General features: G+C 67.1%; 16 protein-coding genes and 3 tRNA genes. 17 read left to right on the top strand and 2 right to left on the bottom strand.

What is annotated here, in order from left to right:
- The first annotated feature begins 312 nt into the window (after positions 1–312).
- Positions 313–1881, top strand: coding sequence for a hypothetical protein (locus NFW30_RS08505; protein WP_295351395.1), 1569 nt, complete (start codon positions 313–315; stop codon positions 1879–1881).
- Between the two features lie 309 nt (positions 1882–2190).
- Positions 2191–2655, top strand: a complete 465-nt coding sequence (locus NFW30_RS08500; protein ID WP_295371996.1) for a hypothetical protein — start codon at positions 2191–2193, stop codon at positions 2653–2655.
- Between the two features lie 36 nt (positions 2656–2691).
- Here NFW30_RS08500 and NFW30_RS08495 read toward each other — a convergent pair whose 3' ends face one another.
- Complete coding sequence (locus NFW30_RS08495) at positions 2692–3501, bottom strand: inositol monophosphatase family protein (protein WP_295351274.1); 810 nt, start codon at positions 3499–3501, stop codon at positions 2692–2694.
- Between the two features lie 66 nt (positions 3502–3567).
- Between NFW30_RS08495 and NFW30_RS08490 the strand changes: the two genes are divergently transcribed.
- The 12 genes from NFW30_RS08490 (at position 3568) to NFW30_RS08435 (ending at position 12517) form a co-directional block, all read left to right on the top strand.
- On the top strand, positions 3568–4371 hold the full coding sequence (locus NFW30_RS08490) for an RNA methyltransferase (protein WP_295351276.1): 804 nt from the start codon (positions 3568–3570) through the stop codon (positions 4369–4371).
- A 64-nt stretch (positions 4372–4435) separates the two neighbouring features.
- On the top strand, positions 4436–5188 hold the full coding sequence (cysE, locus tag NFW30_RS08485) for a serine O-acetyltransferase (RefSeq protein WP_295351279.1): 753 nt from the start codon (positions 4436–4438) through the stop codon (positions 5186–5188).
- 57 nt (positions 5189–5245) lie between these two features.
- Positions 5246–5737 carry a Fe-S cluster assembly transcriptional regulator IscR gene (gene iscR, locus NFW30_RS08480; RefSeq protein WP_295351282.1) on the top strand — a complete coding sequence of 164 codons (492 nt, stop codon included), beginning with the start codon at positions 5246–5248 and terminating at the stop codon, positions 5735–5737.
- A gap of 56 nt (positions 5738–5793) precedes the next feature.
- On the top strand, positions 5794–6951 hold the full coding sequence (locus NFW30_RS08475; protein WP_295351284.1) for a cysteine desulfurase family protein: 1158 nt from the start codon (positions 5794–5796) through the stop codon (positions 6949–6951).
- A gap of 86 nt (positions 6952–7037) precedes the next feature.
- On the top strand, positions 7038–8249 hold the full coding sequence (locus tag NFW30_RS08470) for an IscS subfamily cysteine desulfurase (protein WP_295351287.1): 1212 nt from the start codon (positions 7038–7040) through the stop codon (positions 8247–8249).
- Positions 8250–8272: 23 nt separating this feature from the next.
- Complete coding sequence (iscU, locus tag NFW30_RS08465; protein WP_034933954.1) at positions 8273–8662, top strand: Fe-S cluster assembly scaffold IscU; 390 nt, start codon at positions 8273–8275, stop codon at positions 8660–8662.
- A 34-nt stretch (positions 8663–8696) separates the two neighbouring features.
- Positions 8697–9020 carry an iron-sulfur cluster assembly protein IscA gene (gene iscA / locus NFW30_RS08460; protein WP_295351292.1) on the top strand — a complete coding sequence of 108 codons (324 nt, stop codon included), beginning with the start codon at positions 8697–8699 and terminating at the stop codon, positions 9018–9020.
- 94 nt (positions 9021–9114) lie between these two features.
- Complete coding sequence (gene hscB, locus NFW30_RS08455) at positions 9115–9642, top strand: Fe-S protein assembly co-chaperone HscB (protein WP_295351398.1); 528 nt, start codon at positions 9115–9117, stop codon at positions 9640–9642.
- A 58-nt stretch (positions 9643–9700) separates the two neighbouring features.
- The gene (gene hscA / locus NFW30_RS08450; protein ID WP_295351295.1) at positions 9701–11602 is read left to right on the top strand and encodes a Fe-S protein assembly chaperone HscA; all 1902 of its coding nucleotides are present in this window, start codon (positions 9701–9703) and stop codon (positions 11600–11602) included.
- Positions 11599–11940: an ISC system 2Fe-2S type ferredoxin gene (gene fdx, locus NFW30_RS08445; protein ID WP_295351298.1), complete on the top strand. Its 342-nt coding sequence runs from the start codon at positions 11599–11601 to the stop codon at positions 11938–11940. The genes hscA and fdx overlap by 4 nt, the downstream gene beginning before the upstream one ends.
- A complete protein-coding gene (gene iscX / locus NFW30_RS08440; protein ID WP_295351301.1) occupies positions 11937–12131 on the top strand; it encodes a Fe-S cluster assembly protein IscX in 195 nt (64 codons plus the stop codon). Before fdx ends, iscX begins: the two co-directional genes overlap by 4 nt.
- A complete protein-coding gene (locus tag NFW30_RS08435; protein WP_295351304.1) occupies positions 12128–12517 on the top strand; it encodes a DUF2237 domain-containing protein in 390 nt (129 codons plus the stop codon). The genes iscX and NFW30_RS08435 overlap by 4 nt, the downstream gene beginning before the upstream one ends.
- A 205-nt stretch (positions 12518–12722) precedes the next feature.
- On the opposite strand, the gene NFW30_RS08430 is transcribed toward NFW30_RS08435, so the two are convergent.
- A complete protein-coding gene (locus tag NFW30_RS08430; protein WP_295351307.1) occupies positions 12723–13829 on the bottom strand; it encodes a M12 family metallopeptidase in 1107 nt (368 codons plus the stop codon).
- 224 nt (positions 13830–14053) lie between these two features.
- On the opposite strand from NFW30_RS08430, the gene NFW30_RS08425 reads away from it, so the two are divergent.
- The 3 genes from NFW30_RS08425 to NFW30_RS08415 all read left to right on the top strand — a co-directional run bounded on the left by NFW30_RS08425 (position 14054) and on the right by NFW30_RS08415 (position 14369).
- Positions 14054–14130: transfer RNA gene (locus NFW30_RS08425), tRNA-Pro, on the top strand.
- A 78-nt stretch (positions 14131–14208) separates the two neighbouring features.
- Positions 14209–14285: transfer RNA gene (locus NFW30_RS08420), tRNA-Arg, on the top strand.
- Positions 14286–14293: 8 nt separating this feature from the next.
- Positions 14294–14369 (top strand) — tRNA-His (locus NFW30_RS08415).
- Positions 14370–14518 lie beyond the last annotated feature (149 nt).

Below are 14518 nucleotides of genomic sequence, written 5' to 3'. Positions count from 1 at the left end.
GCGCGCCGGCCTCGTGCCCTCGCCTGCCAGCCCGCCCGGCAGCAGGATGCGGCCGGGGCCGCGCGCGGACCCTAGTCTAGAGCCATTCGATCGGCAGGTGTGGAAGCCGGGCGAGCGATGGCGAAAGCCGTGCCCCGCCTGGCACCCGCATGGTGCACAATGACGCTGCCGGGCGGCCGCTGGCCGTCACTGCACGGCCGCGACGCGCGCCGCCCGCTGCATCTCGCGACGCGCAGCACCTTCCGGAGTTTCGCCTTGCTCACGACCATCCGCCACTGGCTCGACCGCAACATCCTCGAACTCGGCCGCGAGATGCGGCTTTCCTTCCTGCCGCCACTGATGGTCTACGTCGCTGCCGGGGTATCCGGACTGACCGGCATCGTCGGCACCTTCTTCGTCAAGGAGTACCTCGGGCTGTCGGCCACCTTCCTCGCCGCCCTCGGCTTCTGGGCGGGAATCCCGTGGGCACTGAAGATGCCCATCGGCCATCTGGTCGACCTCATCTGGCGCTACAAGGCGGCACTGGTGTGGCTCGGTGCGGCGCTGATCGCCGGCAGCCTGCTGATCATGTACGCGCTGGTCACCGAACCGCTGCGCATGGGAACCATCATGTCGCTCGAAGCATGGTTCGTGATCTCCGCCCTGCTGTCGCCGGTCGGCTACGTCATCCAGGACGTCGTCGCCGATGCGATGACCGTCGAGGCTGTGCCGCGCGTCGACGAGCACGGGCAGGCGCTGCCTCCGGAGACGCGACGACTGCTGAACACGACGCTGCAGACCCTCGGCCGGGTGGCGATCATCGGCGGCGGCGTGCTCGTGTCGCTGATCAACGTCCTCATGTTCCAGGGCGTCGAGGCGCTGCCGCAGACGGCGAAGGTCGCGGTCTATGCCCGGGTCTATGGCATGGCGCTGCTGATCCCACTGGTTTCGGTGGTCGGCGTGCTGCTCGCCTCGCTGCTCCGTCGGCGCGACGAGCGACGGCTGCGCGCGCGCGGCCTCGACGAGGCGCGCCTGCGCGCGTTGCTCGCACCGCCGCGCGAGCGGCCACGACCGAACTGGTGGATCCTCGGTGGCAGTGCGATCTTCGTCGCCTTCAGCCTGGGCGTCGGTCTGGCGCAGATCGACTTCGGCCAGGAGATCATCTTCGTCGGCTCCTTCGCCATCATCGGCTTCCTGATGGCGAGGCTGCTGCGCGAACTCGACGAGGAATCGCGCCGGACGCTGCTCGGGACGGCGATCATCATCTTCGTCTTCCGCGCCATTCCCGGCCCTGGTGCCGGATCGACCTGGTGGATGATCGACGTTCTCGGCTTCGACCAGTCGTTCCTCGCCAGGCTGTCGCTGCTCTCCAGCGTGCTGACGCTGTGCGGGCTCTTCCTGTTCCGCCGCTTCATGGGCGAACGTTCGATCGCCCACATCGTCGCCTTCCTCACGCTCGCCGGAACGCTGCTCAGCCTGCCGACGCTGGGGATGTACCACGGCCTGCACGAATGGACCGCTCTGCACACCGGCGGCATCGTCGACGCGCGCTTCATCGCCCTGATCGATACCGCCCTCGAATCCCCTCTCGGACAGATCGCGATGGTGCCGATGCTGGCATGGATCGCCAATTCGGCGCCAGCCGGACTCAAGGCGACCTACTTCGCGGTGATGGCCTCGTTCACCAACCTGGCGCTGTCGGCCTCGCAGCTCGGCACCAAGTATCTCAACCAGATATTCCACGTCAGCCGCGAGGTACGCGACCCGGCGACCCAGGCGATCAAGGTGGCAGCCGACTACGGCGAACTCGGCCTCCTCTTCCTGGCCTCCATCGTTCTCGGACTGGTCCTGCCTCTCACCGCCATCTGGCTGACCCGCCTGTGCCGCCTGCGCAGTGCGTGAACGCCAGCCGGCGAGCACAACGGTCCGGCTGTTGCTGCCAGAACCGGCGCCAGAGGCCACCGGGCGAGCGCTGCGGCGGCGGCAGGCCCCGGAGATGCGCGTGGCGGCCGATGGCTGGCGCCGCCGCACGCCGTGGCGCAGCCACGCCCAACGCGACCGGCACATGGTTTATGCTTGCAGGGGTGATGCTCGCTGCCACTTGCTGGCGCACTGGTCGCAGAGCCTTGCCGGCTCGCCGCGAGAAGCGACCGTGAGCCGTCCTGCGCGCCGAATGCGAAGACCAGACCACCAAACCCGGAGGAATCCCGCATGTACCCTTCCCGCAGACACTTGTCCCTGGCCGCCGCGCTGGGCAGCCTGTTCCTGATCACCGCTTGGGACTCCGGTCCGCAGTACGACCAGTACGATCGCCCCTACGACGGCTACTCCTACGGGCGCCAGCCGTCGTACGGGCAGCCGTCGTACGATGCGCGCGATGCCTACGATCGCGGCTACCGTGACGGGCAACGGCAGCAGGGCTACAACCGCTACGGCGGCCAGGACTACGAGCGCGGCTACGAGCGCGGCCGCCAGGAGGCGGAGCGAGAAGCCAAGCGTGCCGCCCGCGAGGAACGCCGCGAGCGTGAGGCGCGGGACGAGTGGCGCCGCAACCAGGACCAGCGCCGTGCCTACGACTACCGTCGCTCGCCCGATGTGCGGCCGCCGGTCAGCCCGCCGCAGTTGCCCGGATCACCGCCACCAGCGCCGGGAACCTGGGGTGTCAACGACGGCTGACGGAGGCAGCGCGCAGCGATCGTCGCCGCCCGACGCTCAGGCCGACAGCAGCGGCGTCCGCTGGGCGTCGATCACCTGCAGCAACTGGGCGAAGACCTTCGGCGTGCCGGCGACCACGTTGCCCGTCTGCAGGTAGCTTTCGTTGCCCACCAGATCGCCGATCAGGCCACCGGCTTCGCTGATCAGCAGCGCGCCGCCGGCGATGTCCCACGGCGACAGTCCGAACTCCCAGAATCCGTCGAAGCGACCACAGGCGACGTAGGCGAGATCGAGCGACGCGGCGCCCGGCCGCCGGATTCCTGCCGACCTGCGCGCCAGATCCTTGAAGATGGCGAGATAGGTGTCGATGTGCTCATACACGCGATAGGGGAATCCGGTTCCGATCAGGGCATCCTCGAGGCGCAGACACTTGCTGACCCGGATGCGGCGATCGTTGAGGAAGGCACCACCACCCTTGCTGGCGGTGAACATCTCGTTGCGCAGCGTGTCGTAAACCAACGCCTGCGTCACCTGTCCGCGATGCGCCAGGGCGATCGAAATGGCATACTGCGGGAAGCCGTGGATGAAGTTGGTCGTGCCATCCAGCGGATCGATGATCCACTGGTACTCGCTGCCCGCAGCCCTGCCGGCGACCTGACCGGACTCTTCTGCTAGAATCCCGTAGTCCGGATAGGCCTCGCGCAGGATGTCGATGATCGCCGCCTCGGCCGCCTTGTCCACCTCGGTGACGAAGTCGTTCTGGCGCTTGCTGGTGACCTGCAGGTGCTCGATGTCCAGCGCGGCACGATTGATGATCTGGCTGGCGCGGCGCGCCGCCTTGATGAGGATGTTCAGAGCTGGATGCATGTCTGCTGACGAACCTGACGGGCGGCTGCTGTCGCCCGGTTGGTGTGGAGGAGCCCCGATTCTAATATGAACCGCGCCGCCGGGGCCGATCCATCGCACCTGCCGCTCGACCGTGTCCGCATCGTCCTCTCGCACACCAGCCACCCCGGCAACATCGGCGCCGCTGCCCGTGCCATGAAGACGATGGGGCTGACGCGCCTGCTGCTGGTCAACCCGAAGCGCTTCCCGGACGCGGAAGCAATCGCCCGCGCGGCGGGCGCCGACGATCTGCTCGCGGCCGCACGGGTGTGCCGCAGCGTCGACGAGGCCCTCGCGGACACCCGGTTCGCCTGCGCCGTGACGGCGCGCCAGCGAAATCTCGGGCCGCCGCCGCTGGCGGCTCGCGCCGCCGCGGCCGAGATCGTGGCGAGAACCGGCGATGGCGAGGTGGCACTGCTTTTTGGCAACGAGAGCGCGGGCCTGTCGAACGTCGAGGTGCAACGCTGCCAGCGCACGGTGTTCATCCCGGCGAATCCCGACTATGGCTCGCTCAACCTTGCGGCGGCGGTGCAGGTCCTCGCCTATGAGTTGCGCCTCGCAGCCTTCGACAATGATCCGCCGCCGTGCAGCCGAACCGTCGCCTTTGCGTCGCCACCGGCGAGCCTGCAGGACATCGAGCGCTTCTACCAGCATCTCGAACGGGTGATGGTCTGCAGCGGATTCCTCGACCCGCAACGTCCACGCCGCCTGCTGCCCAAGTTGCGGCGCCTGTTCGGACGCGCCGCACTGGAAAGCGACGAGATCAACATCCTGCGCGGCCTGCTCGATGCCGTGGAACGTCAGAGCCACGGCAGGCGCGTCGATCGCGGCCACGAAGGCATAGATGACTAAATTGGTCGGCTATTGTACAATCGCGCCAGGCTTTCCCGTTGCCCCGCTCAAGGACCTCCACCTCATGTTCAGCCACCTGCGCGAAGACATCCAGTCGGTATTCGACCGCGATCCCGCTGCCCGGACCTTCTGGGAGGTGCTGACCTGTTACCCGGGCGTCCATGCCATGGCCTCGCATCGCCTAGCGCACTGGCTGTGGACTCACCGCCTGCGCTGGTTCGGCCGCCTGGTGTCGCATTTCGGGCGCTTCCTCACCGGCGTCGAGATTCACCCCGGGGCGAAGATTGGCCGCCGCCTGTTCATCGATCACGGCATGGGTGTCGTCATCGGCGAGACAGCGGTGATCGGCGACGACGTCACCCTCTACCACGGGGTGACGCTCGGCGGTACCTCGTGGAACAAGGGCAGACGGCACCCGACCCTGGAAAGCGGCGTCGTCATCGGCGCCGGCGCCAAGGTGCTCGGTCCGATCACGGTCGGAGCATCGGCCAAGGTGGGCTCGAATGCGGTGGTCGTCAAGAATGTCCCCGCGGGCGCCACCGCCGTCGGCAACCCTGCCCGTGTCATCGACCCGGCGCAGGCGCAGAAGCGGGAGCAGATGGCCGGGAAGCTCGGCTTTTCGGCCTATGCTCTGGCGGCGGATCAGGACGATCCGCTGGCGAAGGCGATTCACGGGCTGCTTGACCACGCCGTCGAGGTAGACCGCCGTTTTGCCCTGTTGCTGAAGCGGGTCGAGGCAGCCGGAGTCGAGGTTGACGGCGAACTCCTGCGAAGTGACCCGTTCGACCCGCAATACCTGAGCAAAATAGTTGACTAATCGCCGCCGTTGCACTATTCTTCGGGTGTCCGAACAACCGCTCTACAAGGAGGAGCCATGCGACTGACAACAAAAGGACGTTTTGCCGTCACTGCGATGATTGACCTGGCGCTGCGCTGCAGCGACGGTCCGGTTTCTCTGGCCGGCATCAGCGACCGCCAGAAGATCTCCCTTTCCTATCTCGAGCAGTTGTTCGGCAAATTGCGCCGCTACGGCCTGGTCGAGAGCGTGCGCGGCCCCGGCGGTGGTTACTGCCTGGCCCGCCCGACCAGCCAGATGACGGTCACAGACATCATTCGCGCCGTCGATGAACCACTCGATGCGACACAGTGTGGTGGCCGGGAGAACTGTCACGACGACGAGCGCTGCATGACGCACGAACTGTGGGCCACGCTGAACGACAAGATGTACGAGTATCTCAGCTCGGTCAGCCTGTCTGAACTCGTCGAACAGCAGATCCGCAAGAACGGCCACGTCGCGATCCTGCAGGATGCACGGCGCAGCCGGCAGAAGCCTCGCAACGCCAAGACCATGGCGGTCGGCGGCTGAAAAGTCGCGAAGGAATCGAGTCGGTCGATCGACGACCGCTGAACTTGGGGAGCTTCATGTTCGCGCCCGTCTACTTCGACCACAACGCAACGACGCCGGTCGACCCGGAAGTGGTCGAGGCGATGATGCCCTACTTGTCGCAGCAGTTCGGCAATGCCTCGAGCCGGCACGAGTACGGCCGGGCGGCGCGACGGGCGATCGACGAAGCGCGCGCGCAAGTGGCGGCGGCGGCCGGCGCCCATGCCAGCGAAGTCGTCTTCACCAGCGGCGGTTCCGAAGCCAACAACCTGCTGCTCAAGGGCGCCGCCGCCTGCCTCGGGCCGGGCCTGCTGGCGGTCGGTGCGGCCGATCACCCTTGCGTCCTCAGACCGGCCGAGCAACTCGCCCGGCGGGGCTGGAGCCTGGAGAAGCTGCCGACGGACACTGCCGGACGGATCGATCGCGAGGCCTATGCGGCGGTGATCGCGCGCCGGCCGAAGATCGTCTCGCTCCTGCTCGCCAACAACGAAACCGGCGTCATCGAGGACATCGAGCCGCTGGCGGCGAGCGCACGGGCCGCCGGCGCCTGCTTTCACAGCGACGCGGTGCAGGCCTTCGGCAGGCTGCCGGTCGATTTCCGCCGCCTCAACAGTGCCGGCGTGCACGCTCTGACGCTGTCGGCGCACAAGATGGGCGGACCGAAGGGCGCAGCGGCGCTGATCCTCGACAAGCGCGTCGAGCTCGAACCGCTGATTGCCGGCGGGGGCCATGAGCGCGGCCTGCGTTCGGGGACCGAGAATGTCGCCGCCATCGTCGGTTTCGGCGTTGCCTGTCAGCTCGCGGTCGAGCGACGGGCGGCGCTGGCCGTCCAGCTCAACCGGCTGCGAACGCAACTCGAGCAAGGGCTGGTCGCGCTTGGTGGCAGGCTCTTCGGGCACAGCGCGGAACGTTTGCCGAACACCGTCTATTTCGCCTTCGCCGGCGTCGACGGCGAGACACTGGTCGGCCAGCTCGACCGGGCCGGCTACGCCGTGGCGAGCGGTGCCGCCTGTTCGAGCGCCAACCCCGAACCCTCACACGTGCTGCGGGCGATGGGTGTCGACGACGGACTGGCGCGCGGCGCGGTACGGGTCAGCCTCGGGCGCGGCAACAGCGAGGAGCAGGTGGCAGGTTTTCTCGCCACCCTGCGATCGACCGTCGACCGGCTGCAACGAATGACGGCGATGGCTGTCTGAGCGGCGGGTGAGTGGGCCGACCCCCGCCGGCCAGGCGGGAGCGGCCACGAGCCTGACGCCGATTTCCACAACCCGGAGCAAGAGCAATGTTGAAGCTGCCCATCTACCTCGACTACTCGGCGACCACGCCGGTCGATCCGCGAGTGGCGGAGAGGATGATCCCCTATCTCGTCGAGAGGTTCGGCAACCCCGCGTCGCGCTCGCATTCCTTCGGCTGGGAAGCCGAGGCGGCCGTCGAGGAGGCGCGCGAAGAAGTGGCGAAGCTGGTCCGTGCCGATCCGAAGGAGATCGTCTGGACCTCCGGTGCGACCGAGTCGAACAATCTGGCTCTGAAAGGAGCGGCGCAGTTCTATTCCGGCAAGGGCAAGCACCTGGTGACGGTCAAGACCGAACACAAGGCGGTCCTCGACACCTGTCGCGAACTCGAGCGGCAGGGCTTCAGCGTCACCTACCTCGATGTCCAGGAGAACGGCCTGGTCGACCTCGAAGCCTTCACCGCGGCCCTGCGACCGGACACGACCCTCGCCTCGGTGATGTTCGTCAACAACGAGATCGGCGTCATCCAGCCGATCGCCGAGATGGGTGAAATCTGCCGCAGTCGCGGCGTCCTGCTGCATGTCGACGCGGCGCAGGCGACGGGCAAGGTGACGATCGATCTGCAGACGCTGCAGGTCGACCTGATGAGCTTTTCCGCCCACAAGACCTATGGTCCGAAGGGAGTCGGTGCCCTCTACGTGCGGCGCAAGCCGCGTGTCCGCCTGAACGCGCAGATGCATGGCGGCGGGCACGAGCGTGGTTTTCGTTCCGGCACCTTGCCGACGCACCAGATCGTCGGCATGGGCGAGGCATTCCGCCTGGCGCGGCTGGAAATGGGTGCCGAGAACGAACGCATCCGCATGCTGCGCGACCGCCTGCTGCGCGGCCTGTCGGACATCGAGGAAGTCTATGTCAACGGGGACATGGAGCATCGCGTGCCGCACAACCTCAACCTCAGCTTCGCCTATGTCGAGGGTGAGTCGTTGCTGATGGCCATCAAGGATCTGGCGGTGTCGTCGGGATCGGCCTGCACCTCGGCGTCGCTCGAACCTTCCTATGTCCTGCGCGCCCTCGGGCGCAACGACGAACTGGCGCACAGTTCGATCCGCTTCACCCTCGGCCGCTTCACGACCGAGGAGGAAGTGGACCACGCGGTCCGGCTCCTGCACGACAAGATCAGCCGCCTGCGCGAGCTGTCGCCGCTCTGGGAAATGGTCCAGGATGGCGTCGATCTGAACACGGTCCAGTGGGCCGCTCATTGATGGATTACTGAAGGAGTAGGAAGATGGCATACAGTGTCAAGGTTCTGGATCATTACGAGAACCCGCGCAACGTCGGTTCCTTCGCCAAGGACGAGGAAGGCGTGGCGACGGGAATGGTGGGTGCCCCCGCCTGCGGCGACGTGATGAAGCTGCAGATCAAGGTCGGCAAGGGCGGCGTCATCGAGGACGCAAAGTTCAAGACCTACGGCTGCGGCTCGGCGATCGCATCGTCGTCGCTGGTCACCGAGTGGGTCAAGGGGCGGACGATCGACCAGGCGATGGACATCCGCAACACGCAGATCGCCGAGGAACTGGCGCTGCCGCCGGTGAAGATCCATTGCTCGATCCTTGCCGAGGACGCGATCAAGGCGGCGGTGGCCGATTACCGGAAGAAACACGGCGAGCAGGCCTGAGAGGTCGTGACAGGTACGAAAGGAGTGGGCTTTCATGGCAGTGACGCTTTCTGAGCGGGCAGCGACGCACGTCGCTCGCTACATCGTCAAACGGGGCAAGGGAATCGGTCTGCGCCTTGGCGTACGCACCAGTGGTTGCTCGGGAATGGCTTACAAGCTCGAGTTCGCCGATGCCGCGCAGCCCGACGACATCGAGTTCGAGTCGCATGGCGTCAGGGTCCTGATCGACCCCAAGAGCCTGCCCTACCTCGACGGCACCGAACTCGACTACGCGCGCGAGGGGCTGAACGAAGGCTTCCGCTTCAACAATCCGAACGTCAAGGACGCCTGCGGCTGCGGCGAGAGCTTCAACGTATGAGGCCGGCGGCTTGCCGCTGCAGCCCGCGCTTCGCCGGCAGATGCCACGCGAGCGTGTCCTCGGCTGCTTGCCGGCACGCCTGACGCGCACGCCGATGGATTTCGCCGCCGACCACTTTTCCCTCTTCGGTCTGCCGGCCGCATTCCGCCTCGATCCGCTGCTGCTCGACCAGCGCTACATCGAGCTGCAGACGCAGGTGCACCCCGATCGCTTCGCCAGCGCCGGCGAGGGTGCGAGACGCCTGTCGCAGCAGTGGGCGACGCGGGTCAACGAGGCGTACCAGACGCTGCGCAAGCCGCTGCCGCGCGCCAGGTACCTGCTCGAGCTGGCACGGCACGATGTCGGCAGCGAGAACAACAGCGCGATGCCGACCGATTTTCTCGTCGAACAGATGGAGTGGCGTGAAGCCGTTGCCGAAGCACGCGCCGCCGGCGACCACCACGAACTCGAGCGCCTGCATCACCGCCTGCAGCGTGAGCTGGCCGCACGCCAGGAGGAGATCGCTGCGCTGCTCGACGAGCAGCGCGATCTTGAACAGGCCGCCGATCGCGTGCGACGACTGATGTTCCAGGAGAAGCTGCTGTCGGAGATCGACGACGCGATCGCTGCCGGCGAAGAGTGACCGCCGCCCGGCCGGCAACTGCCGGCGCCCGCAACCAGCCTCAGGACCTCGTTTCTTCATGGCACTGCTACAGATAGCTGAACCCGGCGAGTCGACCCCGCCACACCAGCACCGGCTGGCCGTCGGCATCGACCTCGGCACCACCAACTCACTCGTCGCGACCGTCCGCAGCGGATTGGCCGTGGTCCTCAGCGACGATCTCGGCCGGCCCCTGCTGCCTTCGGTGGTCCGTTACCTGCCTGCGGGGCAGGTCGAGGTCGGCTACGACGCGCAGGCGAGACAGGCGGAGGATCCGCGCAACACCATCGTCTCGGTCAAGCGCTTCATGGGCCGCGGACTGCGCGACATCGTCAATCATGAGGGGTTGCCCTACCACTTCGACGACCGGCCGGGCATGCTGCGCCTGCACACCGTCGCCGGGATCAGGAGCCCGGTCGAAGTCTCCGCCGACATCCTGCGCGTCCTGCGGCAACGCGCCGAAACCTCCCTTGGCGGCGCGCTGGCCGCCGCCGTGATCACCGTTCCCGCCTACTTCGACGACGCGCAACGGCAGGCAACGAAGGATGCCGCCCGACTCGCCGGACTGCCACTGATCCGGCTGCTCAACGAGCCGACCGCGGCGGCGATCGCCTACGGGCTGGACAACGCAGCCGAAGGCATCTACGCCGTGTACGATCTCGGCGGCGGCACCTTCGACATCTCGATCCTCAGACTGACGCGCGGCGTTTTCGAGGTGCTCGCCACCGGCGGCGACTCGGCACTCGGCGGCGATGATTTCGACCACCGCATCTTCTGCTGGATTCTCGAGACGGCGGCCCTGCGACCGCTCGCGGTCGAGGATGCCCGCATGCTGCTGACGCTGGCGCGTGAAGCCAAGGAATACCTGACCCAGCATGGCATGGCGCCGATCAACGCGCGCCTGAACAGTGGCGAAGTGGTCGATCTGACGCTGAGCACCGAAACCTTTGCCGAGATCACCCGCACGCTGCTCGCCAAGACCATGCAGCCGGTGAAAAAGGCGCTGCGTGACGCCGCCCTGTCGATCGGCGACGTCAAGGGCGTCGTGATGGTCGGCGGCGCCACGCGCATGCCGCAGGTGCAGCGGGCAGTCGGCGATTTCTTCCGCCAGGAACCGCTGAACAACCTCGATCCCGACAAGGTGGTCGCCATCGGCGCCGCCATGCAGGCCAACCTGCTCGCCGGCAACGGCCGCTCGGGCGACGACTGGCTGCTGCTCGACGTCATCCCGTTGTCGCTCGGGATCGAGACGATGGGCGGGCTGGTCGAAAAGATCATTCCGCGCAACTCGACCATCCCGACCGCCCGCGCACAGGACTTCACGACCTTTCGCGACGGTCAGACCGCGCTCTCCGTACACGTCGTCCAGGGCGAGCGCGAACTGGTCAGCGACTGCCGTTCGCTGGCGCGTTTCGAGCTGCATGGCATCCCGCCGCTGGTTGCCGGCGCGGCGCGCATTCGCGTCAGCTTCCAGGTGGACGCCGACGGGCTGCTGGCGGTCAGTGCGCGCGAGCAGACCGCCGGCGCCGAGGCGAGCATCGTCGTCAAGCCCTCCTACGGACTGACCGACGACGAGATCGCACTGATGCTCAAGGACTCGCTGCTGCACGTACGCGAAGACGCCGCCGCGCGCGCACTGAAGGAATCGCAGGTCGATGCGCAGCGCCTCCTGGAGGCCGTGCGGACCGCGCTGGCGAGCGACGGCGACCTGCTGTCGGTGGACGAGCGGGCGCGCGTCGAAGCGGACCTGCTGCGCCTCGACGACGCCGCCGGCGGCGACAACCGGCGGCAGATCATGCTGGCGATGGACGACCTGGAAGCCGACACCAGGGATTTCGCTGCGCGCCGGATGGACAAGTCGATCCGGCAGGCCTTTGCCGGGCGCAAGATCAGCGAGATCGAGGGCGTCGCCCAACCGGCACGCAGCGAGGAGGCGCCATGACCCGGATCATCGTCTTGCCGCATGTCGACCTCTGCCCCGACGGCGCGCTGTTCGACGCCCGGGCGGGCGAGTCGATCTGCCAGAACCTGCTCGAGAACGGCATCGCCATCGAGCACGCCTGCGAGATGTCGTGCGCCTGTACGACCTGCCACGTCATCGTTCGCGAAGGCTTTGCCTCGCTCGAGCCATCCGACGAGGTCGAGGACGACCTGCTCGACAAGGCATGGGGACTCGAGCCCAACTCCCGCCTCTCGTGCCAGGCGATCGTCGAACAGACCCCGCTGGTCATCGAGATCCCGCGTTACTCGATCAACATGGTCAAGGAGGGCAAGCGATGAGATGGACCGACATCAACGAAGTGGCGGTGGAACTGGCCGAAGCACATCCCGGGGTCGACCCGCTGCGCATCAATTTCGTCGACCTGATGAACTGGGTCCTCGCCCTGCCCGGTTTCGAAGACGATTCCCGGCACTGTGGCGAGAAGATCCTCGAGGCGATCCAGCAGGCCTGGATCGACGAACTGGCATGAAGCCCGACGACTTCGGCGGCAGGCAGCGCAACGTCCTCGGCGGCATCCTCGGCTCCTGCAGCGAGCAGCCGATGACCGGTTTCTTCCGCGATGGCTGCTGCAACACCAGTGACGAAGACCTCGGCAGCCACACCGTCTGCGTCGTGCTGACCGCCGACTTCCTGGAATTCTCGAAACGGCGCGGCAACGACCTGTCGACCCCGCGCCCGGAGTTCGCGTTCCCCGGCCTCAAGCCGGGCGACCGCTGGTGCCTCTGCGCCGCGCGCTGGCGCGAAGCGCTGCAGGCTGGCAAGGCACCGCGCGTCGTCCTCAACGCGACCAACGAGGCGTGCCTGCTGATCGTCGGCCTCGACGACCTGAAACGGCACGCGATCGACCTCAACTGAGAGGTTGTGAAGAAATCGTCGCGAGCAGGCCGAGATGCAAGGCGCGATGGAGCGAACGACGAGACATATCAAGTGGATAGGCGAGGAGTGAGCGGCTGAGCAACGCAGCAGATCGGTCGCGCAGTAGATTTCTTCACAACCTCGGAGCCTTCAACACGGCCGCCGCCGGCAGGAGTTGCCGGCAACCGGGACCGGCCGCGACGGCTCAGCTGATCATCAGCGACGTCTGCGCGCTGGCAGTGGCGTAATAGAGGCGAACGCCAACCCGATGCAGGCGCCCGGCCTGCAGCACCCGGTCGATGCGCGCATTGGCGTCGGCTCCGCTGTCGTCATCGGCGGCGATCTGCACGTTGCCGGCCGGCGTCACCTCGAACAGCACCATGACGGTGTCCGATCTGCCGCTGGTCTGCAGCCGGTAACTGCGCGTCGCCGGTGGCAGGAAATCGAAGACGCGGGTCTCGCCGCTGCCCAGCGTCAGGTTCTGCGCCACGCCGACCGTCAGCGTCGGCGCCGCCGGCTGGACAGCCGCGCCGGGATAGGTCTGCCGGATCCAGTCCCGGTCGGCGGCAGACAGCCCGCCCTTCGGCTGCAGGCCGGCGCGATAGGCGGCCGGCTCGATGATCAGGCCGGCACCAAAGGCATACTCCATGACCGAATCGGGATCCCAGGTGCTGCCCTTGACCTCCGCCGGGCTGATCTTGCGCAGGATGTTGAAGTCGATGTAGCGGTCGTCCCACTTGTTCGGCGGACCCCGGAAGTAGCGCCGCACCGCATCGACATCCCAGGTGATGCCGGCAAACGGGTTCTGGTGCTCATGCTCGAGGCCGAGCGCGTGGCCGATCTCGTGCATTGCCGTGTCGCGGCCGTAGGGCGTATCGAGCGGCCAGCCGAAGTTCATCGTCCGCTGCCGCGGATCGCGAATCGTCAGATTGTCGCGGCCGACGTAGGACCACGATCCGCCAGCCTGATCGAAGCCGATCCGCAGGCGGGCGTCGGCCGGCTGCGCGACCTCGCGGAAGCTGATGCCGATTCCCAGTCCGAACCAGGCGGCGAAGGACTGGCGGACGGCTTCGATGTCGATCGCCCTGCCCTTCCAGGCATCGGGCACGTCGTCGCCAGCCTGGAAGCAATGGTAGGTCAGTTGTGTGCCGTTGACCCACTTCTTGCCGCCGGCGACGATCGCCCGCGCCCGTTCGGGCGCCACCGCCGGATCGAACTGGCGCGCTTCGACGATCGGCTGGCAGCAATAACGCAGACCGCCTGCGCCGTCACCAGCGACAGCCACTTCTTCATTCCGGGGATCTTCCGCCATCTGATTCTCCTCTGCAGCGCAAGTGATGATCACGGTGCCGGGAAGTTGCCGCCGGCAGCAGCCGTGCGCCAGGCTCGACTCCCGAGCGGCTGTCAGCATGCCGCCTGGCGTGCCCGGGGTCAACGGGTGTTGCCGACCGCTCGCTGCAGAGCACCGGAAAGCGCCGGAAAGCGCCCGCAGCGCATTGACCCTGCTCGGGGCAGCTTGTAGAATGCCGCCTTCCTCGGGGCGTAGCGCAGCCTGGTAGCGCATCTGCTTTGGGAGCAGAGGGTCGTGAGTTCGAATCCCACCGCCCCGACCAGTTGGACAGGCAGCAGTCGCCAGGAAAAGCAGGATGCGATACCCAGCGGAAAAGCAGTGCCCTGCAGGTGTCGCGCTCGCGCCCGTAGCTCAACCGGATAGAGCACCGGCCTTCTAAGCCGGGGGTCGTGAGTTCGAGTCTCGCCGGGCGCGCCAGAATGACGGCGGTGTTAGCTCAGTTGGTAGAGCACTGGATTGTGATTCCAGTGGTCACGGGTTCGAATCCCGTACATCGCCCCAGTATCCTGCGACGTATCGCGAGCGGCGCGACATCGGCATAACAGGCGGGTCCCGAGCGCGATCGCCCCCCCCCCCCCCCCCCCCCCCCCCCCCTCTCCCCCCCCCCCCCCCCCCCCCCCCCCCCCCCCCCCCCCCCCCCCCCCCCCCCC

The sequence above is a fragment of the Accumulibacter sp. genome (assembly GCF_023806635.1).
GTDB lineage: Bacteria > Pseudomonadota > Gammaproteobacteria > Burkholderiales > Rhodocyclaceae > Accumulibacter.
Note: the sequence above shows the minus strand (reverse complement) of the source record. Positions and strands in the feature narration are given on the sequence as shown.